This window comes from Cupriavidus sp. 05T41, assembly GCF_056396525.1.
The window spans coordinates 1-18,256 of sequence record NZ_JBFTLQ010000127.1 but is presented as its reverse complement, the minus strand read 5'-3'; the positions used below and the strand labels follow the sequence as shown (position 1 = coordinate 18,256).

At 66.3% G+C, this 18,256-nt stretch carries 18 protein-coding genes; 5 read left to right on the top strand and 13 right to left on the bottom strand.

The genetic code is table 11. From position 1 onward, the window contains the following. Together AC1DKV_RS37940 and AC1DKV_RS37935 are read left to right on the top strand one after the other, a co-directional pair. Nucleotides 1-253, top strand: a 253-nt coding sequence (locus AC1DKV_RS37940) for a hypothetical protein (protein WP_441624111.1), incomplete at its 5' end; no start/stop codon positions are given. 201 nt (nucleotides 254-454) lie between these two features. Beyond that, on the top strand, nucleotides 455-952 hold the full coding sequence (locus tag AC1DKV_RS37935; protein ID WP_477139468.1) for an acyl-CoA thioesterase: 498 nt from the start codon (nucleotides 455-457) through the stop codon (nucleotides 950-952). Here AC1DKV_RS37935 and AC1DKV_RS37930 read toward each other — a convergent pair. The 3 genes from AC1DKV_RS37930 to AC1DKV_RS37920 all read right to left on the bottom strand — a co-directional run bounded on the left by AC1DKV_RS37930 (nucleotide 949) and on the right by AC1DKV_RS37920 (nucleotide 3,824). Beyond that, nucleotides 949-2,394 (bottom strand): sensor histidine kinase, encoded by a 1,446-nt coding sequence (locus AC1DKV_RS37930; protein WP_477139467.1) that lies wholly within the window; start codon nucleotides 2,392-2,394, stop codon nucleotides 949-951. The genes AC1DKV_RS37935 and AC1DKV_RS37930 overlap by 4 nt on opposite strands. 178 nt (nucleotides 2,395-2,572) lie before the next feature. Continuing rightward, nucleotides 2,573-2,794 (bottom strand): hypothetical protein, encoded by a 222-nt coding sequence (locus AC1DKV_RS37925; RefSeq protein ID WP_477139469.1) that lies wholly within the window; start codon nucleotides 2,792-2,794, stop codon nucleotides 2,573-2,575. 85 nt (nucleotides 2,795-2,879) lie between these two features. After that, nucleotides 2,880-3,824, bottom strand: coding sequence for a CAP domain-containing protein (locus tag AC1DKV_RS37920; protein ID WP_477139466.1), 945 nt, complete (start codon nucleotides 3,822-3,824; stop codon nucleotides 2,880-2,882). Here AC1DKV_RS37920 and AC1DKV_RS37915 point away from each other — a divergent pair. Then, nucleotides 3,808-4,038 carry a hypothetical protein gene (locus AC1DKV_RS37915; RefSeq protein ID WP_441624103.1) on the top strand — a complete coding sequence of 77 codons (231 nt, stop codon included), beginning with the start codon at nucleotides 3,808-3,810 and terminating at the stop codon, nucleotides 4,036-4,038. The two genes, AC1DKV_RS37920 and AC1DKV_RS37915, sit on opposite strands and share 17 nt — an antisense overlap. Before the next feature lie 248 nt (nucleotides 4,039-4,286). On the opposite strand, the gene AC1DKV_RS37910 is transcribed toward AC1DKV_RS37915, so the two are convergent. Together AC1DKV_RS37910 and AC1DKV_RS37905 are read right to left on the bottom strand one after the other, a co-directional pair. Next, a complete protein-coding gene (locus AC1DKV_RS37910) occupies nucleotides 4,287-4,508 on the bottom strand; it encodes a hypothetical protein (protein WP_477139465.1) in 222 nt (73 codons plus the stop codon). Nucleotides 4,509-4,553: 45 nt separating this feature from the next. Next, nucleotides 4,554-5,042, bottom strand: coding sequence for a lecithin retinol acyltransferase family protein (locus tag AC1DKV_RS37905; protein ID WP_477139464.1), 489 nt, complete (start codon nucleotides 5,040-5,042; stop codon nucleotides 4,554-4,556). A 534-nt stretch (nucleotides 5,043-5,576) separates the two neighbouring features. Between AC1DKV_RS37905 and AC1DKV_RS37900 the strand changes: the two genes are divergently transcribed. Together AC1DKV_RS37900 and AC1DKV_RS37895 are read left to right on the top strand one after the other, a co-directional pair. Continuing rightward, nucleotides 5,577-5,864 carry a hypothetical protein gene (locus AC1DKV_RS37900; RefSeq protein WP_441624097.1) on the top strand — a complete coding sequence of 96 codons (288 nt, stop codon included), beginning with the start codon at nucleotides 5,577-5,579 and terminating at the stop codon, nucleotides 5,862-5,864. A gap of 84 nt (nucleotides 5,865-5,948) precedes the next feature. Next, nucleotides 5,949-6,719, top strand: a complete 771-nt coding sequence (locus tag AC1DKV_RS37895; protein WP_477139463.1) for a PP2C family protein-serine/threonine phosphatase — start codon at nucleotides 5,949-5,951, stop codon at nucleotides 6,717-6,719. A gap of 51 nt (nucleotides 6,720-6,770) precedes the next feature. Here the strand turns inward: AC1DKV_RS37895 and AC1DKV_RS37890 are convergent, their stop codons facing one another. The 8 genes from AC1DKV_RS37890 to AC1DKV_RS37855 all read right to left on the bottom strand — a co-directional run bounded on the left by AC1DKV_RS37890 (nucleotide 6,771) and on the right by AC1DKV_RS37855 (nucleotide 18,195). After that, nucleotides 6,771-8,087, bottom strand: coding sequence for a sigma-54 interaction domain-containing protein (locus tag AC1DKV_RS37890; protein ID WP_441624093.1), 1,317 nt, complete (start codon nucleotides 8,085-8,087; stop codon nucleotides 6,771-6,773). A gap of 101 nt (nucleotides 8,088-8,188) precedes the next feature. Beyond that, entirely contained in the window at nucleotides 8,189-11,248 is a 3,060-nt protein-coding gene (locus AC1DKV_RS37885; protein ID WP_477139462.1) for an ABC transporter transmembrane domain-containing protein, read from the bottom strand. 18 nt (nucleotides 11,249-11,266) lie between these two features. Continuing rightward, complete coding sequence (locus AC1DKV_RS37880; RefSeq protein WP_477139461.1) at nucleotides 11,267-12,019, bottom strand: peptidylprolyl isomerase; 753 nt, start codon at nucleotides 12,017-12,019, stop codon at nucleotides 11,267-11,269. A gap of 117 nt (nucleotides 12,020-12,136) precedes the next feature. Further along, on the bottom strand, nucleotides 12,137-13,519 hold the full coding sequence (locus AC1DKV_RS37875) for a beta-barrel domain-containing protein (RefSeq protein WP_477139460.1): 1,383 nt from the start codon (nucleotides 13,517-13,519) through the stop codon (nucleotides 12,137-12,139). A 1,383-nt stretch (nucleotides 13,520-14,902) separates the two neighbouring features. Beyond that, nucleotides 14,903-15,766 carry an FHA domain-containing protein gene (locus tag AC1DKV_RS37870; protein WP_477139459.1) on the bottom strand — a complete coding sequence of 288 codons (864 nt, stop codon included), beginning with the start codon at nucleotides 15,764-15,766 and terminating at the stop codon, nucleotides 14,903-14,905. Nucleotides 15,767-15,935: 169 nt separating this feature from the next. Then, nucleotides 15,936-17,462 (bottom strand): efflux transporter outer membrane subunit, encoded by a 1,527-nt coding sequence (locus AC1DKV_RS37865; RefSeq protein ID WP_477139458.1) that lies wholly within the window; start codon nucleotides 17,460-17,462, stop codon nucleotides 15,936-15,938. Between the two features lie 113 nt (nucleotides 17,463-17,575). Continuing rightward, on the bottom strand, nucleotides 17,576-17,842 hold the full coding sequence (locus AC1DKV_RS37860; RefSeq protein ID WP_441624082.1) for a hypothetical protein: 267 nt from the start codon (nucleotides 17,840-17,842) through the stop codon (nucleotides 17,576-17,578). 98 nt (nucleotides 17,843-17,940) lie between these two features. Continuing rightward, complete coding sequence (locus AC1DKV_RS37855; protein ID WP_441624080.1) at nucleotides 17,941-18,195, bottom strand: hypothetical protein; 255 nt, start codon at nucleotides 18,193-18,195, stop codon at nucleotides 17,941-17,943. Nucleotides 18,196-18,256: the final 61 nt, after the last annotated feature.

Here is an 18,256-nt window from a genome sequence, read left to right as displayed (position 1 = left end):
CAGGTCCTTGATGGCGAGGGTGGTAGTCATGGCAGTTCTCCTGGAAGGCGGTTGGCCAGCTGGCCGGGTATCGATTGGGACTTCGGTTCGTTTGCTGTCGAGCATCTTTGCTTCGCTCGGGAGGTACAAACGCATGGAGTGTGCCAAGGCGGGCCATGTCGCCTCGAATCGCCCGCAAACCCAGGCGGGGCTTGGGAGAAATTTTCTTCGAGAGAAGAAAATGGCGCCGGAGTCCGGTGCCGGAAGGCTTTGATCTGGCAGGCAAAAGCCAACACAACAGACGCCGTGTGTTCGTTCGCCGCCAACATCGGGGCAATGCCGGCCGGCACAGMAAGGAAACAGGGAAACCTGGCGACGATTGCCGCCGCAAACAGACAGAATGCGGTATGCCTCACCCGTTCGGGGAGGCGTGCGTGGCTGCCGCCAGCAGCCATATCCTAGCCAGGAGCTTTCAATGCTGATGCGAGACGCAATCCCCCATGTTCTGAGCCGYGGTAGCGAGATGTTTACGCKAGACATACAGGAGACGCCCCCGCAAAAGACCTTTCACCATGCGATCGACATTTACCTCAAGGACTCCAATGCATTCATGAACACCTACTTCGCGCGCTACTTCGAGTGGCAGGGCATTTGCCGCGAGCGCTGGTTCCACGAGTGCATCCATGACAACCTGCTGGCCGCGGGCGGCGTGTTCGTGACCAAGCGCGCGCATCAGGAGTATGTCGAGGAGACGTTCCCGTTCCAGAAGGTGGATTGCTACCTCAACACCTTCCAGGTGAAGCAGTGCTCGGCCTACCTGTTGTTCCGCTTCTGCGTGGATGGCCGTCCGGTATCGCTCGGCTACCAGCAGATCGTGTTCGCCGGGCGGGACAAGCGCATTACACGCTTCCCGCGCGAGATCGTCGAACGCGTCAAGGAGTACGAACTGAAGCTGCCTAAGTTCGCCAGCTAAGCCGTGCCCGCCCCGCTTGCCGTCTGGCCGGCGGGGMGTCTGCGCGGGGCGGCCTGGCTGCCTGCGTGGGCGTCGGGCAGGCGCAGCAAGAAGGTGGTGTGGATGTCGYGCACGGATTCGCACTGGATGCGGCCGCCGAAGGCTTCGACCACCCTGCGGCAAAAGGCGAGCCCCATACCGACGCCGCTGCCGTGCGCCTTGGTGGAGAAGAAGGGGTCGAAGATGCGAGGCAGGACCTCGGGCGGGATCCCCGGGCCGGTGTCCCGGAAACGCAGCAGCCAGCTCCMATGCTCCTGCAGCACGGCGATCTCGATGTGCGCAGCGGGACTGGCGCGCATGGCCTGCAGCGCGTTCTTCAGCAGATTGAACAGGACATAGACCAGCAACGTTTCGGAGCCGGGGAAACACCAGGCCGGATCGATCGGCCCGACCGTCACCCGCTCGCGTTCTCCCGCCAGGAACGGATACCGCGCCAGCGCGGCGTCGACACAATGCCGCAGCGACTGTGCCGTGAAACTGCGGCGGTCAAGCCGTTCCAGCGTGACCGAGGCGAGCGCCATGTCGATCACGGTGTGGGTGCCCTCGATCTCGCGCCTGATCGAGTCCACCAGGCCGGCGGCGCGTTCGAGCTGGCCCGGGCGCATGCGGTCCTCGTACAGGCCATGCGCCACCGCGAGCCGGTAGCCCGCCAGCAGTTCCGGCCAGGCACGGCCCATTTCCTCGGCCTGCAGCCGGATCGTGGTGAGGGGGGTGCGTACCTCGTGCGCCACCGTGGCGGCCAGCGAGAACGGGTGCATGAGGTCGTAGCGCACGATCGTGACGGCGAGTATCCCCAGGCTGGCGCCGATAAAGACCACGCCGGGCGGATAGAAGGCATAGCCATAGTTGGCGGCGTAGTCCACCGCCGCCAGCGAGTAGAGGCCCAGGCTGACCAGGCACAAGTCGAGCCGCTTGCGCTTCTCGCCGGTGGCGCCACGGCGCGCGGCCAGCAGCAGCCAGCCACTGCGGCAGGCCAGCAGCACGGTCTGCGCCACGTGCAGGGGATGCAGCCGCCCCGCCTTGGGATACGCGCCGAAGAAATACGTATAGAAGCCGGACACCACTTCCCCGCCGGTCAGCACCAGCACCGCGAGCACCAGCGACAGCCCGTACGAAGCCAGCAGCAGGGGCCGCTCGGTGCGGCGCTCGCTCACTTCGGTGATGAAGTGATAGAAACAGGTCGGCAGGAAGATGATGAAGAGATAGCCGACCTTGGCCAGCAGCAGCGCCACGTCGGGATGCTCGGCCTGGAACAGGAAGGCCCAGGTGCCCTGCCACGCGAACGTGGTCACGCACAGCAGGAAGAAGGAAGTGGAGATCCGCGTCACGCCCTTGGTGACCAGCACATACAAGCCGAAACCCAGGAAGATGGCTGAGACGAAGGCTGGCAGGATAGCGTACATGGCGTTCCGGAAGGACGGTCCTGGCGCCCGGACGGGTGCGCGGCCGGACCGGCAACCCGCCATTTTATGTCGGGACAAGCGCACCCGTGCAAAGTCTGGCTAAGTACAGTTCTTCACATTATTGAACGCAAGCACCGTACCGGGACCCGCGTCCGGCATGCCGGACCGCCCGCCAGGCCTAGTTCACCTGCCCCGCATCGATGGTACGCATGGCAGCGGCTTCGGCGAGGGCAAGCGCGGCTTGCGCGGTCGGCGCGATACCGACTTCGTCCTCKAACGAGGGCTGCGGCGCCTCGCCGAACGCATCGGCAATCACCACCGTTGCCGAAAAACCGCCGGTGGCCGATGCCACCGCGCGGGCCACGACGGCATAGCCGCCATATTCGAATGCGCGCTCCATCATTCCCTCCCCTCGCTATGCATGAGGCAATCATAGTTGGCGCTGCCTCGGCCGGGGCAATCTGATGCTGACGGCAGCCAGCCCGCTATTTCGTGACGAACGACCAGCTCAGGTTGAGCGGCTTGCCGCCCAGCTGCCCGCTCACGGCCACGTTGTAGCGCGTGCTGCCGGCCAGCGGCGCGAGCGGCGTGCAGACCGCCGCGCCGTTCGCCGCACCCGACACGCCCGCGGTGCGCGAATCCACCTTCAGGCAGTTGACGTTATTGCCCTGCGCGTCGGTGAGCACGAAGGTATCGGCCGTGAACGCCTGGCTGCGATCGATCGCCTGCAGCGTGACGGGGTAGCCCAGCGTCTGGTTCTGGTAGCCCGGAGCCGGATTGGGGCTTTCGTTGTTCAGCCAGCTGGTCGGCACATCGGCCTGGCCGGCGTAGGGATAGGCCACCATCTGGATGGCGGTGCCCGGCATGGTGGCATCGGCGAGATCGACGGTCTGGTAGAACGACGCGGTGGCGCCGCCCGAAGTCGAGCCCTTCTGCTCGGCATAGCCCGAACCCGCAGATTTGTAGCTGCCCAGCAGGCTCATGCGATGCAGCGGCGCGTCGAACAGGTCGGATACCAGTGCATCGGTGGAGGCCAGGGCCAGCGCTGCGTTCGGGTCGGAACTCCACTTGCTGGCGCTGCCGACCACCTCCGCCGTGGCGTCCGTCTTGTACTGCGCCTGCACGCGCGCATCGGGCGTGGCGCCGGTATAGCCACGCAGGGACGCATTMTCGTCGTGGCCGAGCGTATTGTTCCAGAGCATGTAGTTGCTGTGGTTCTGCGCGGCCACGCCGATCGCGTCCTGCGCCTCGAGCGCGGGAAGTCCCACCAGCACGCGCCGGTAGTTGGCGTAGCACAGCCCCGCCGATTTCGGCTCGCCAAGCGCGTGATAGCCGCTGACGTTGGCCGCGCCGCGTGCCGGCAGGATGCTGACGTCTACGGTGCCCGCAGCCGGCGCGGCATTGCCGCTTACCGTGAAGCAGGCGGTCACGGCGGTCGCCGGGACCGCCTGGCTGCCGGCGCTGGCAGCCGGCGCGTTGGCATTGGCGGTGTTGGCTGAGGCATTGCCGGAAGCATTGGCGGCGGGMGTCGCGCTGCCACTGCCGCCATCCCCGCCACCGCCGCAAGCGGTGAGGATCGTGCTGGCGCAGGCAAGCGCGAAGAGTGTCCTGGAGAAGGAAGCCCTGGCAGGCGCAGTTGAATGAGTCGCTGGCATCGATCCGGAAGGTTTCGCCCGGCACTTCACGGCCGGTGGTGGATGAGGCAGCACCCCCGCCGGCAATCCCCTGGCGGCTGGCGGTGCAAGAACCGGGCGATGTTATTGGCGGCCACGGACCAGCGTCCAGCCTGCGAACAAATGCTTACGTGTGACCTTTGCGAAAGTAGCGGATAGCAGTCCTGCGCGTGCGCATGGGACTTCGGCATCACGGCGCGCGAGGGCACCATGCCTTGCTCACCCCKCATTCAGTGCAGGCGGAAACACGCACCAGCACCCGTCGCCGTGCCGGAAGAAGAACATCGAGAGCTGGCCCGACGGGCCTGCCACTTCCACCCGCACGCAGCCGCGGCGTCCGGCGCGGGCACCGCGCACKCGCGTGATGCGTGCCGGCGCCGCGAGGCGCGCACCGAGCCATTTGTCGATCAGTCCGCGCAGYGATATGCTGGTTGCTTGCATGTCCGTCTCCTTCGCATTGCTTGCCGTTGCCCTGGTCGTCCCGGCTCAAGCCGCGCGGGCACCGAAGTGGGCACCACGCCATTCAGCCCGGACGAGCGTGCCGAGCAGGACCGCAAGCGCATGCACGGCCATGGCCGGGTGCTGCAGGCAGGTTTCCACTTGTGCGCTGCGCGCTTCGCCAAGCAGGCACCACGAACAGAAGTGCTCGCAGTTGTTGGTGAGCAGCCGGTAGTTGTCTTCCCCGAGGCGGGAGCGGGCGCGTGCCACGGCCTGGAGGCCGACGTAGCGGGCGCAGGGATTGGCCTTGACGCTGACGGCGTGGCMGGCGGCAAAGTCCTCGATGGTCACTTCCTTCACGGGGCCGCGATGCAGCGAGCCGGAAAAGCCGGCGTAGTGAACGACCTTGCCCGCGCCGACGTAGATGCCGTGGTGGGCGTAGCCGCGGCGTCCGGTGACCAGGTGCGCGCCGAGCGGGAAATCGGCTTCGTCTTGCTGTCGGCAGGCCTGGTCCTGGAGTTGGTCTTGTTGGTTCATGGTTGCCTCGGATCTGTTTGCTTGCTGCAGGCATTTCCTGCTGGTTGCAATCACATCCGCATCAACCGTGCCACCTGCCGCAAACCCCGGCATGACAAGGGATAGCAGGAGAAAGCACGAAACCATACCCGGGAAAGCGTCGGCGATAAACCAACAGCCTTGCACCGTTTATGTTGGCACGCCGCCACCACCGGGGTCGAAAGCCACGCTGGCGGCGCGCGGCACCGCGAAGACAAGAGGTTGCACAGCAGATTGCACGGCACGCGGGCCAACGACACGGCACCAGCCCGGACAGGTGGGCGCTACCCACCAGACCCGGCGCAGATGTTGGCGAACCACCAACGTTTTGGGCCGCGCGGTATCGCGCCGGCGGGCGCAGCGAAAGCGCCGGCGGGCCGGCTAGCCGCTCGGCAGCTGGGTTTCAGGCGTGCGCGGCGCCCTGGCCGCATTGCGCCAGCCGCCTGGCATACGCCTTGCATCTGAAAGCGGGACGGCACCACTGCCACCCACCTCACCACCCAACGGAGTCCGATCATGGCCTCGCTCACCATCAAAGACCTCTACAACGACCATACGCTGGACGGACGCGCCATGTCGGCCGTGCGCGGTGGCGGCGCCCCCTGGGTATTCGGCTGGATCCAGCCCTACCAGCCGGCCCGGCCGAGCCTCGGCCCCGTGGTCAACTTTTACGAGATCAACAACAGCTTCTATGCTGATCAGATGGTTAATCAGTTTCAAAACATCGACGTTCGCAATTCGGCACCCGGAGCGAACATCAATGTGCAAGCGGGACAAGGCGCACGCAACGACGGACGGATGTAAGCCGGCCGGGCGCGGCCAGTGCCGGCGCCCGCGCGATCCGCCCGCTTGGCGCGCGCCAGGGCGGCCCGTACACCGGAGACGACCGTGACCTGTGCATCGCAATTCCGCTGGACTTCAGCCGCGCGCACCGACGTTGGCCTGCTACGCGAGCGCAACGAAGATGCCTGCCTGGCACGGCCAGACCGCGGGCTCTGGGTCGTGGCCGACGGCATGGGCGGTCACGCGGTGGGCGACTACGCCAGCAACCTGGTGGTGGAAACGCTGGACCGGCTGGGCGAGCCGCGCAGCCTGGAAAGCCTGCTCGACGACGCGCGCGCGGCGCTGCATGAGGTCAACCTGGCGCTGCTGACCGAGGCAACGCGGCGCCAGGTGCGGCGCATCGGCAGCACCGTGGTCGTGCTGATGGCCTGCGAKCGCTTCTGTGGCTGCCTGTGGGCCGGCKACAGCCGTATCTATCTCTATCGCGACGGGCACCTGACGCAGCTCACGCGCGACCACAGCCGCGTGGAGGAACTCAAGGCGCGCGGCCTGATCACGGCGGAGGAAGCCATCCATCATCCCGCGCACAACACCATCACGCGCGCTGTCGGCGCGAACGCCGCGCTGGAGCTGGAGCAGACCTGGGTGGAAGTCGCCGATGCGGATATCTTCCTGCTTTGCAGCGACGGCCTCAGCAACGAGCTGCGCGATCCGGAGATCGCCAGCTTCCTGGCCTGCGGCGATTGCGAACTGGCCGCGCAGGCGCTGGTGACGGCCGCGCTGGAGCGCGGCGGCCACGACAATATCTCCGCCGTGGTGGCGCGCGCGGAAGACCTTTACGCGACCGACAAGACCATGGTGAATCCTGCGATCTAGGCAGGCCTKCCAGGCCAGCCAGGCCGGGCAGGCCCGCCACGCAAGCGTGGCCTACCCTGGCTTGCCGCCCGCCGCCGCCTGATGGCGAAAATCCTTGGAATGGATGCCGTGCTTCTTCAGCAGCATCTGCAGGTGCGAGCGGTTCATGTCGAAGCGCCGGGCCAGCTCGGCCACGGTGCCGCCCACCTCCTGCAGCCCACGCTCGAGAAATGCGCGCTCGGCCTCGTCGCTCGCGGCCCGCTTGGCCTCGCTCAGCGAGGTCGCCGTCGTCGCATCCACGCCGCCACCTGCGGCAACACCGCCGGAAACCAGCGTGGGCCCGGCCACCTTGGGCCGCAGATCTTGCGGCAAGTGGTCGAGATCGGCGGTGTCGCCGGCCAGGCACGATACCCGGTACATCAGGTTGCGTAGTTCGCGGATATTGCCCGGATAGGCGTAGTTCATGAGGAAATCGCGCAGGCGCGGCGTCAGCTTGACCGGGCGACGCTTGAGCGAGCCCGCGGCCTCGTCGCCGAAGAATGCCACCAGCAGCGAAATCTCGTCGCGCCGCTCGCGCAGCGGCGGCAGCGTGACATGGATCACGCTCAGGCGGTAGAACAGGTCTTCGCGGAACTTGCCCTCCTCGCTCAGCCGCCGCAGGTCCCGGTTGGTGGCCGCCACGATGCGCGTGTCCACGGAGATGGTCTCGTCGGACCCGACCCGCTGGATCTCGTGTGCCTCCAGCACGCGCAGCAGCTTGACCTGCCCGGTGAGCGGCAGTTCGCCGATTTCGTCGAGGAAGATGGTGCCGGTATGCGCGCTCTCGAACTTGCCGCGCCGGTCGCTGGCCGCCCCCGTGAACGCGCCCTTCTTGTGCCCGAACAGTTCGGACTCGATCAGGTTCTCCGGGATCGCCCCGCAGTTCACCGAGATGAAGGGCTTGTCCGTGCGMGAGCCGTTGGCGTGGATCACCTTGGCCATCAGCTCCTTGCCGGTGCCGCTTTCGCCGTCGATCAGCACCGGCAGGTGGGTCGGCGCGGCCTTCTCGGCAATCTCCAGCGCCTCCAGCAGCTTGGGATTGTCGCCGAAGGTGCCCTCGAAGATAAAGCTGCGCTCGAGCAGCGCCTGGCGCCGTTCGCGCGGCGCGAGATCCGCCTCCGGCTCGGCCTCGACCGGCTCGGCCACCGCTGCCTGCACGAAGCGCTCCTTGTGCGACAGCTGCATCACTTCGTCGCGCAGCGTGGTGGCCTGCTTGAGCAGCTTCTCGATCTCCGCGCGCTCGAGCTTGGAGGCCCAGCGCAGCGTGGAGCGCAGGATCTCTATCTTCTCGATCAGTCCGGCATAAGAGATGGTGCTGCCGACACGGCCGCCCTGGTTGAACAACTTCATCTCGCGCCCCCTCGCTCCCCTTGGCTGTTCCCACCGCAATGACGCCCGGGCGATGGCCACGCGATGATCAGGCCATGCCCCGGACAACGCTCAGGCCGCACTCAGGCCGCACTCAACTGCTTCTGCACCAGCTGGTAGTACATGCCCTTGCGCTCCAGCAGTTCCTCGTGCCGCCCTTGCTCCACGATGCCGCCTTCGTACAGCACCAGGATCTTGTCCGCGCGCATGATCGTGCTCAACCGGTGCGCGATGATCACGGCTGTGCGCCCGCGCAGGATGTCCTGCATATTGCCGAGGATATTGCTTTCGGACTGCGTGTCCAGCGCCGAGGTGGCTTCGTCGAACACCAGCAGGCGCGGATCGTGGTACAGCGCACGCGCAATGCACAGGCGCTGGATCTGCCCGCCGGACAAGCCCATACCGCGCTCGCCCACCACCTGCTCGTAGCCCAGCGGCAGCTTGCTGATAAAGGCGTGGGCATCGGCCATCTTGGCCACTTCCTCGATATGGCGCCGGTCCGGGCTGTCGTCGCCGCAAGCGATGTTCTCGGCGATGGTGCCGGAGAACAGCAGGTTGCTCTGCATCACATAGCCGATCTGGGCACGGTAGTATTCCTTGTCGATCACGCTGAGGTCGTAGCCGTCCACCGTGATCTTGCCCTCGGTGGGCACATAGAAGCCCACCAGCATCTTGGCCAGCGTGGTCTTGCCCGAGCCGCTGCGCCCCACGATGGCCAGCAGCTCGCCGGGCTTGATGCTGAAGCTGATGTTCTCCAGCACATAGGACGTCTCATTGCCGCCATAGCGGAAAAACACCCCGTCCAGGCTGATCTCCCCCTGCAGATCGGGCAGCATCACGCGCGAGGGCAGGTCCTGCGGCTTCTGCTCCGGGTCCAGGTCGAGCACGTCGCCCAGCCGTTCCATCGCCACGCCGGCGTCATTGAGCTGGCCCCACAGCGACACCAATCCCATCAGCGGCGCCAGCACGCTGCCCATGAATGCGTTGAACGCGATGAGCTGGCCGATGGTCAGCTCMCGCTGCAGCACCAGGTTGGCGCCCACCCAGAGCACGGCGATGGTGGTCGCGGCATTGAGCAGCTGGCTGGCCAGCCCGACCAGGATGTGGAAGGCCTGCGCCTTGTACTGCAGCTCGAGCGCCTTGGCGTATTTCTTCTCCCACTTCAGGCGCACCGGCCGCTCGATGCCCATGCCCTTGACCGTCTCCACCCCGCCCAGTGTCTCCATCAGGTAGGAGCGCGCCTCGGTCGAGGTGGTGAACACCTCGCGCGCGTAGGCCTTTACCTTGGGCGTGGCCAGCACCGTGAGCGCGGCGATGGGCACCACGAAGGCCAGCAGCACCAGCGTCATCTTGACGTTGTAGAGGAACATGATGGTGAAGTAGATGAACACCATCAACAGGTTGAGCGCCGTCGTCACCGTGGACTCGGTMAGGAAGGCGCGGATGGTCTGGTTCTCCTGGAAGCGGGCAAAGATGTCGCCGGTCTTGCGCTTGGCGAAGAACGAGAACGGCAGCGACATGGTGTGCCGGAAGAAGTGCGACATCATGGCGAAGTCCATGTTGCGCACCATGAAATTGGCAAGGTAGGCGCGCACGGTGGACATCAGCTGCGAGAACACGTTGGAGACGATCAGCCCGAGGATCAGCAGGTTCAGCAGGCCCACGTTCTGGTGCACCACCACCCCGTCGAGGATGTTCTGGATGATCAGGGGCGGCACCACGCCCAGCACCTGGATCACGAASGTCGCSAGGAACAGRTGSRCGAGRATGCGCTTGTASGGCGMMAGGTAGCCRATGAAGCGYAGCCACGGCGAGCGCGCCACGGCCAGCTGCGTCATGCTCTCGCCCGCGGTGAACAGCAGGCAGGTGCCGCTCCACCCGCGCTCGAATTCCTCCACGCGCATCTTGCGGAAGCCCAGCGCAGGGTCGGCTACCCACACCCAGCGCTTGGACACGCCATACACCACCACRTAGTGGTAGCCCTCCCAGTGCACGATGAACGGCAGCTCGAAGCCCAKCAGCGMGTCGCGCGTGCACTGCACGCCGCGCGTCGTGAAGCCGAGCGATTCCCCCGCGCGCGCCAGGCTGTCCAGCGTGGCGCCCTGGGTGGTCACGTTGGCCAGCTCGCGCAGCTTGCCCAGCGTCATGGGAATCCCGTAGTGGCGGCAGATCATCGCCAGGCAGGCGGCGCCGCAATCCATTTCCTCGGCCTGCTCGACCAGCGCGAAGCGGCGGATCAGCCGTTCGCCCATTTCTGGCTTGGAGGCCAGGTCCAGCATCACCGGATGCTTGCGCCGCTCKGCCAGCTTCTTCTGGCGGTGCAGTTCGCGGTCGACAAAGCGGATGCGCTCCTCCAGCACCTCGCGCAGCTTGGGGTTGCGCTCGAGGATGAGCTGCACGGTCTTTTCCGGGATCACCAGCAGGCGGGCATCCGTGCCCGCGATCGCGGAAGCCATCTGCTCCTGCCGCATCACGCAGGCGCGCTCGCCGAAGATATCGCCCTGGCGCAAGGTGGCCAACGGATATTCCATGCCGTCCTCGGTGCGCACGATGCGCACCTCGCCCTGSCGCACCACGTACAGGCGGCGGTCYTCSCGYGCRTCCTGCTTCAGGATYTCCTTGCCGGCSGARACGCGCTTCACCCCCACGCTACGYACCGCYTCCTCCAGCTCGGCCTTGTCGAGCTTGCCGCGCAGGTCGAACAGGCGCGCCACGAAGCCGCCCGCCGAACTGATCGCCACATAGCTGGCGACGAACGCCATGGCCGCGGGATTCTGCGCGATCATGGGCTCGGTCACGCCGCGCGGGATGAACAGCAACTCGGTCTTGGCCGACGAGCGCACCGAGGACTCATGCCGGTACTCCCGCAGCATGGCGATATCGGCAAACACCTCGCGCACCTTGCGCACGCCCAGGCTCACTTCCTTGCCATTGTCCTCGTTGAACACGCGCACCGAGCCTGACTTGACGACGAATATCCCGCCCGCCGCATCGCCCGCGTTGCAGATGGTTTCGCCGAAGCCGTAGCTCAGCGATTGCGCATGCTCCGCCAGCCGCTCCAGCTCCTCGCGCGAAAACGGCGAGAGTATCTCTACGCCCGCCAGGAAATCGGCAAGCGGCTGCAGTTCGGAGCTGGCTTCCATGGATTCGCGCTCCGCCKGCTAACGCGCTTCGATCACGTGTTCCTGCGCCCTGGCCATGAGCCAGTCCTCGCGCAGGAGCCGGCGCACCTCCGCCGCCACCTCCGCATCGAGCGTGGCCGGATGCTTGGCGCTCACCATGAAGATCTCGAAATTGGCGCGGTCCGCCGACGGGAATGGCCCGAGCAGGTCGCCCACGGCGGCGTTGAACACCTTGGCCTCGATATCGGTCTTCAGCGAGCCGCGCAGCACCTTGCCGATCGCCCCGCCGTGCTCGCGCGTGTCCGCCACGGAATGCTCGCGCGCCATCTCGGCAAAGCTGTCGGGGTCATCCTGCAGGTAGGAGATCAGTTCCTTGGCCTTGCCTTCGGCGTCCACCACGATGTGACTGATCTCGATGCTGTCGAACTTCGGCGAATGCAGCTTGAAGTAGGCATCCACCGCGCGCTMGTTGGTCACCTCCGCCATCATCTTTTCCTGGTAGAGGCTCTCGGTGACGAAGGCCTCGAACTCGTCCAGGCTGATATTGAGCGCGTCCAGGTAGTGGTTCATCTCCGTCGCGCGATGCAGGCCCTGCACGCGGCGGAACTGGTCGGCGCGCTCCTGGATCTCCTCGGGCGTGACGGCGATGCGCTGCTTGCGCGCCGCGTGCACGGTCAGCTTGTMCCGTACGATCTGCTCGATMAGGCCCTCGAACTGCCCCGTGAGCTTCAGGACCCGGATGAACTCCTCGACGCCGATGACCTCATCGTCGACCCGCACAATCGCTGTCATGTTCTGTACTCCTCGATCGTTGCCGCAAGCCGCACGCCCGCGGCCAACGCCCTCATGCCTGCCCCGCCGCCMTGCCTTGCCTGCTGTCTCGCCAGACGCACGCCGGCCCCTTCCCCTTCAGCCGGCCACCTGCCGGAACGGATCCAGCCCAAGGTCGATCAGGCGCCGCTCGCGCACCACGATTTCGGCCGTGGCGGTCATGCCGTAGCGCAACGGATACTTGCTGTCCGCCACCGAGTAGTACGTCTGCGCCAGCCTGATGCGGCCCTCATACACGGGCTGCTTGTTCTGCCCGACCAGCTTGGTCGCCGGAGAGATGTACTCCAGCGTGCCGTTGAGCAGCCCGTAGCGCTGGTAGGGGAAGGCATTGAACTTGAGCTTGACCGGCAGGCCTTCGCGCAGGAAGGCGCGGTCGCGCTCCGCGATCTCGATCTTCAGCACCGGGCGCGCGTCCTTGGGCGCGATGCCGCCCAGCGGCGCATTGGCCTGGACCTTGTCGCCGCGCTGCGTGGAGCTCACATCGGTGATGACGCCGGCCACCGGGGCCAGGATCAGCAGGAAGTTGTCCTTGTCGATATTCTCGAAGCGGATGCGCGCCGCCGCCTCGGCCACCAGGCGCGCGGTCTGCACCTGCAGGCGCAGCTTGTCCTCGGTATTGCTGATCTCGCGCAGCGCGGCGTCATACTGGATGCGCAGGTTGGTCAGTTCCTGGCTGCTGCCCTCGAGCTTCACGGTGGCCTGGTTGAACTCCTGGCTCAACCGYGAATCCAGTTCCGTCAGGCGCKATTGCGCGATGCGCAGCGTGTTCTCGGCCTCCACCGCCGCATTGCGMTTTCCCTCCACCTGAGATTGCGACACCCCGCCGCCGCCCGGCAGCGCGAACAGCCGTGCGTACCGCTCCTGCTCCTGGCGCGTGAACTCGCGCTGGCGGCGTGCGTTGTCCAGGTTGCTGCGTGCTTCCTGCAACTGCGCGCGCTGCTGCTCCGCCAGGCGCGTGGTGCCTTCCGCCGTGCGGGTCTCATGCAGGCGCTCGGCCACCTCGATCTGCTGCTTGAGCGCGGCCGCCTTGCGCTCCATCAGCACCTTCCTGTCGGGAAACTGCTTCCACTCGCGCTCGGAGTCCTGCAGCTTGAGCTGCGCCTCCAGCGCATTGGTGGCCGCCTCTATCGCGCCGCGCGCATTGAGCCGGGCCAGCACGTCGTCCTTGGACACGGGCTGCCCCTCGGCCACGTAGAGGTCGGCCAGTTCGCCGTCCACCGGCGCATAGAAGCGCCGCACCTCGGACTCGGGGGCCAGCGTGCCGTCCGCGGTGACGATCACGTCCGCATGGCCGACAAAGGACCACACCAGTGCGCACAGCACCAGCAGCACCATCACCATCACCGATATCTGCATGATCTTCAGCGGCTCGGCACTGAGAATGGCAATGCCTTCCGCGCTGTGGTCTTCCAGCGCCTCGTGCAGCGGCTTAAGGCGATTGCCGCGGCTGTCGTCCTTCATCGCCGTCTCCTCCGATCAACGCTAGCTTGGCCTTGAGCACGGCAGGGTTCAGCACCATGCGCAATTCCTGCAGCGAACGGCGCTGCAGCTCCGATTCCGAATCAATATCCTGCTGCACCTGGCTCCATTGGGCGGTGTCGCTGACCTTGAGCTGCTCGTAGATGCGCATGCCCTGGTGAGCCTGCGTGCCGGCGCTCGACAGCAGCCGCGCCTGCGTGCGGAACTTGCCCGAGATCTCCGGCTCGAGCCGCTGCTCGCCGCCGATCGCGCCGTCGCGGCGGTACTGGCGCCAGCTGGCCAGCGCACCGTTCATCAGTTCCTGGGCGCGCCGCAGGGCGGCGTCGTGGATGGCGGCCACTTGAGGCTCGATCGCCTTGACGAAGTATGCATCCTGCGCGGGATCGAGCATCGCGTAGAAAGTCAGCAGGCGCTCGTMGAAACCCTTKCCGCCATCCTCCTTGCGTACCTCGGCAAACTGCGCCGCCACGGCCTGCCGGCGCGCCAGCTCCTTGCCGGCGGCTTCGGCCCACGGGCCGCTCTTGATCTGCTGCAGGGCCGCGAAGGTGCCGGCGGTATCGCCCGCTTGCCAGGCCTTGTCGGCTTCGCTGTACTGGCGTGCCACCTCGGGCGTGGGCAGGCGGCTGGCGGCCAGCTCGCGATAGCGCGCCTGGAACGGGGGCGTGGCAAAGCCGGCGCCGGCCATCTGCGCCACCACCGGCCCGAGCGTCATCGCGCGCAGGGCCGTGTCGAGCGCCAGATACTGCCGCAGGTCCTCCTTGAGCCGGTCCAGGCCGCCGAGGCGGGGATACTTCTCCGCATAGTCCGCGAGCACGGCCTCCAGCGCCTGGGGCGTGTMGCTGGCGAGTCCCGTGGCCAGCGCTGCGTTGAGGCGGTCGATGGCGGCGAGGTAGACGGAGTCGTCGCTCTGCAGCTTGCGCACATTGCTCAGCGCGTCCGCGTAGGGATCCTTGAACGCCGGCACGTAGGCGGCGATGCGATCGAGCGCGCGCTGGTGCGCCGGAACGTCCGCGCTCCAGTGCTGCAGCAGCTCACGGATGCCGGCTTCGTCGGCATAGATGCGGATCGGCGCATCCACGCCGCCCCTGCCGGCGACGAAACGGTTGAGGYGCCCCATCCACGCCAGCTCATCCACCAGCGGGCGCGCGTCGGCGTTGTGCGCGCCGAGCGTCTTCATTTGCGCCAGGGCCGCATCCGCGCCGCCGAAATCGCGCGCGCTCAGCTTGCCCATCCATGCGGGCACGTAGGCGCGCAGCAGCGCCTCGGTGCCCATCACCTGAAACTGTGCGTTGTCCGCGTGCTTCGCGAGATACGCATCCGCCACCGTGGCTGCGCGCGCGTAGTCGCCGCTGGCCATCAGCGCCTTCATMTCGCGCTCGGGCGCGCCGCGAAAGTACAACACCAGCAGCACGGCGACCACGGCCACGACCACGGCCGCGCCCCAGCGCGCCGCGCGCCTGAGGCGCGCGCGCTCGCCGGCGCCGAAACTGCCGCCCAGCCGGGCCATGATGAGGCCGTACTTGCCCTGTGCCTGCGGCTTGTCATCGGTCTCGCCGTCTTTCGGCTGCGGCATGGCCTCCTGGTTGACCTCGTCTTCCTGCTGCGCGGCGTAGTCGACGCAGAAGATATCGAGGAAGGAGCMCGGCGCCGCCACKAACGTGGTCTTGTCGGGACATAATTCACCTGGTGCGGATAGACGTCCCGGTAGCGCGCGAAGGTCTCGTCGGCCTTGCTGACGAGGAAGGGAAAGCCGGCGATTTCGATCGGCTGCAGGCCAAGATCGCCGCGCTCGGGCGTCAGCGTAAGCACGACCGGCGGGTATTCCGCCGCCGGCACCGGCGCGCGCGGCCGCAGATGCACGCGATAGGCCAGCGCCGCGCCAAATCGCAGTTCGTCGCCGTCGCGCAGGCGCGCCGGCTGCTGCGCCACCGCCACGCCGTTGATCGCCGTGCCGTTCTTGCTGCCGAGGTCCGCGATATAGGCCACGCCGTCTTCGGAGAAGATGCGCGCGTGCCGGCGCGAGAGCACGGTCACGACATCGGCGGGATAGGTGGCGAAAGGCGCTTCGGCACGCCCCACGGCAAACAGGCTCTCCTCGATGCGGATCTCGCCAAGGGCGGGATGCGTGACGGGCACGAGGACGATATCGAGCATAGGCGCAAGCACTTGTGCGAACCCCTGCCCCACCTTCGCCCGCGTCTCGTCAATCAGAGCTTCGTCTGGAGCCATGTTTCGCTACCACCAACAGCGCTTGGGCCATGCGCATGCGCCGGCGGCAAGCCATTTTCCATGGCGGCGCGGCAAACCCGAAAGACACGCTGCGCCGGGAACGTGCTGACTAAGGACATAGTAGGCCACGCTTGCAGGTAGTCAAACGCACGACTACCGGCCGGCGCGGCTATTTCGCATCCTGCTTCGACACCTGCTGCGGGTCGTMCTTCCCCGCATTGGCCACCGCAACGCTCGGCCACCCTCCGCCAAGTGCCTTGTAGAGGGTGACAGTATCGGCCAGGATTTGTTGGTGATTCGCCAACAACTCGAGCTGCGCGCTCAGCAGCGAGCGCTCGGTCTCGAAGACATCGAGCTGGGACACCACGCCTTCCTTGAGCTGCGCCTCGATCTGCGCCGAAACCACGCGTAACTGCGCCACCTGCTGCTGCAGTTCCACGCGCTGCTTCTTGTGGGCGTCGACATTGACCAGCGCATTCTCCACTTCCTCGAAGGCGGTGATCACGGTGCGGCCATATTCGCTCTCGGCCACCTTGGTCTGCGCTTCCGAGGTCTTTACGCGGGCGCGCACGCCGGGGTCCAGCATCGGCAGGTTGATGCTCGGCATGAAGCCGAAAGTGAAGGACTTGAGCAGGTCTGACAGCGCGAAACTGGAGGTGCCGCCGCGCGCGGTCAGGCTGAGCGTGGGCAGCTGCGCCAGCCGCGCCTGGCCAACCAGGTTATACGACTCGAGCACGCGGTACTCCGCCGCGATGATGTCCGGGCGGCGCGAGAGTAACTGCGAAGGCAACCCGGCCGGCACGGCGGGCAACTGCACGCGCTCCTGCAGGCGCCCGGGCGCCACCTTGAACACGCCCGCCGGCACACCCACGAGCGTGCCCAGCGCGTTCTCCGAGATATCGCGCGAGCGGCGCAGTTCCAGCAGGTCCTTGGTGAGGCGGTTGATTTCCGCCTGCTGCTGCATCACTCGGATCTTGGGAATCAGGCCGTTCTGGAACATGGCCTGGTAGGTGGTGAGAATCTGCTTGTTCTTGGCCAGTGTGCGGGTCTGCTGGTCGATCTGCTCGTCGAACTGCAGGATCTGGAAATAGGTGGTCGACACGGCCGAAACCAGGGTGAGGTAGCCGGCACGCCAGTCCGCCTCGGTGGCATTGAACTCGGCCTTCTGCGCCTGCACGCCCTTCTCGACCTTGCCCCAGATATCGATATCCCAGTTGACCTGGGTGCCGAGGTTGTAGGTCCTCGTGAGAGGCTGCCCGGTGCTCTTTTCGAAACTCGCGCCGGCACCCACGTCGAAGACCGGCAGCGCACCCGCCCTGACCTCCGCGATCTGCGCGCCTGCGACCTTGATCCGCGCGGCCAGCACCTTGATGTCATAGTTGCCCGCGATGGCCTTGTCGACCAGGCCGTCCAGATAGGGATCGCGAAAGGCCTGCCACCAGTTGGGCACGATGGTGTCTGCAGCCGACACCGTGATCGCGCCCTGCCGGGACCATTCCGGCTTGGCAGGGGTCTCCGGCCGCTCGTACACCGGCGGGCGGAAATCGGCGCAACCGCCCAGCGCCAGCAAGCATGTGCCCGCCAGCAGGTAGCGCTGCAGGGTAGCGCGCGCGACGCGCGCAACACACGGAATAGGTAAACAAGGCACGATCGTCTCCCGCGAGCAACCAGGCAGGTCTCGCCATACGCTGTGCATTCATTGTGTATCCGCCCGCGGCGCGATCCAACCCGAAAATGCAAGGTGGCCGGCCCTGCCCGGCGGCGGCAGGAAGCCGCCCTGCCCGGCATGCCGGGCGGGCGGCGGCAACATCAGCGATAGATGTTGTTCTGGGCGTTCTGCGTCGAGTTGACATGCGACTTGATGTCGTCCACGAAGGCAGCATTGTTGCCGTTCATGTTGACCACATTCTGCGTCTGGCCGATCAGTTGCGAGGCGTTGAAGGTCGAATCGACCTTGACGGTGCTGAACACCGGCACGAAAGGCACGAAGCCGGTGCCACCGCGCACGGTGCTCATGGCGTGGGCGTCGAGTTCTTCGGTGACGGACAGGTCCTGGATGGCGAGGATGGTAGTCATGGCAGTTCTCCGGGTATTCAGTGGTTTGCGAATTCGGTGCGGGGCCGGTCTGGCGATCCCGCTGGCGCCGCGGGCCGCCGGTGGCGGCCGCGCATTGCTCAGTAGATGTTGTTCTGGGCGTTCTGGGTCGAGGTGACGCGCGACTTGATATCGTCCACGAAGGCAGCGTTGTTGCCGTTCATGTTGGCCACGTTCTGGGTCTGGCCGATCAGTTGCGAGGCATTGAAGGTCGAGTCGACCTTGACCGAGCTGAACACGGGCATGAAGGGCACGAAGCCGCCGCGCACGGCGCACATGGCGCCGGCGTCGAGTTCTTCGGTGACGGACAGGTCTTGGATGGCGATGGTAGTCATGGCAGTTCTCCGGTACTCAGTGATGTGCGAATTCGGTTGGCGCGCTCGGCGGGGCCGGCAG

Excerpts from the sequence above, each read along its gene's own strand:
- AC1DKV_RS37900 (WP_441624097.1), top strand. The coding sequence starts at position 5,577 with ATGGCCTCGCTCACCATCAAAGACCTCTACAACGACCATACGCTGGAC.
- AC1DKV_RS37855 (WP_441624080.1), bottom strand. The coding sequence starts at position 18,195 with ATGACTACCATCGCCATCCAAGACCTGTCCGTCACCGAAGAACTCGAC.
- AC1DKV_RS37860 (WP_441624082.1), bottom strand. The coding sequence starts at position 17,842 with ATGACTACCATCCTCGCCATCCAGGACCTGTCCGTCACCGAAGAACTC.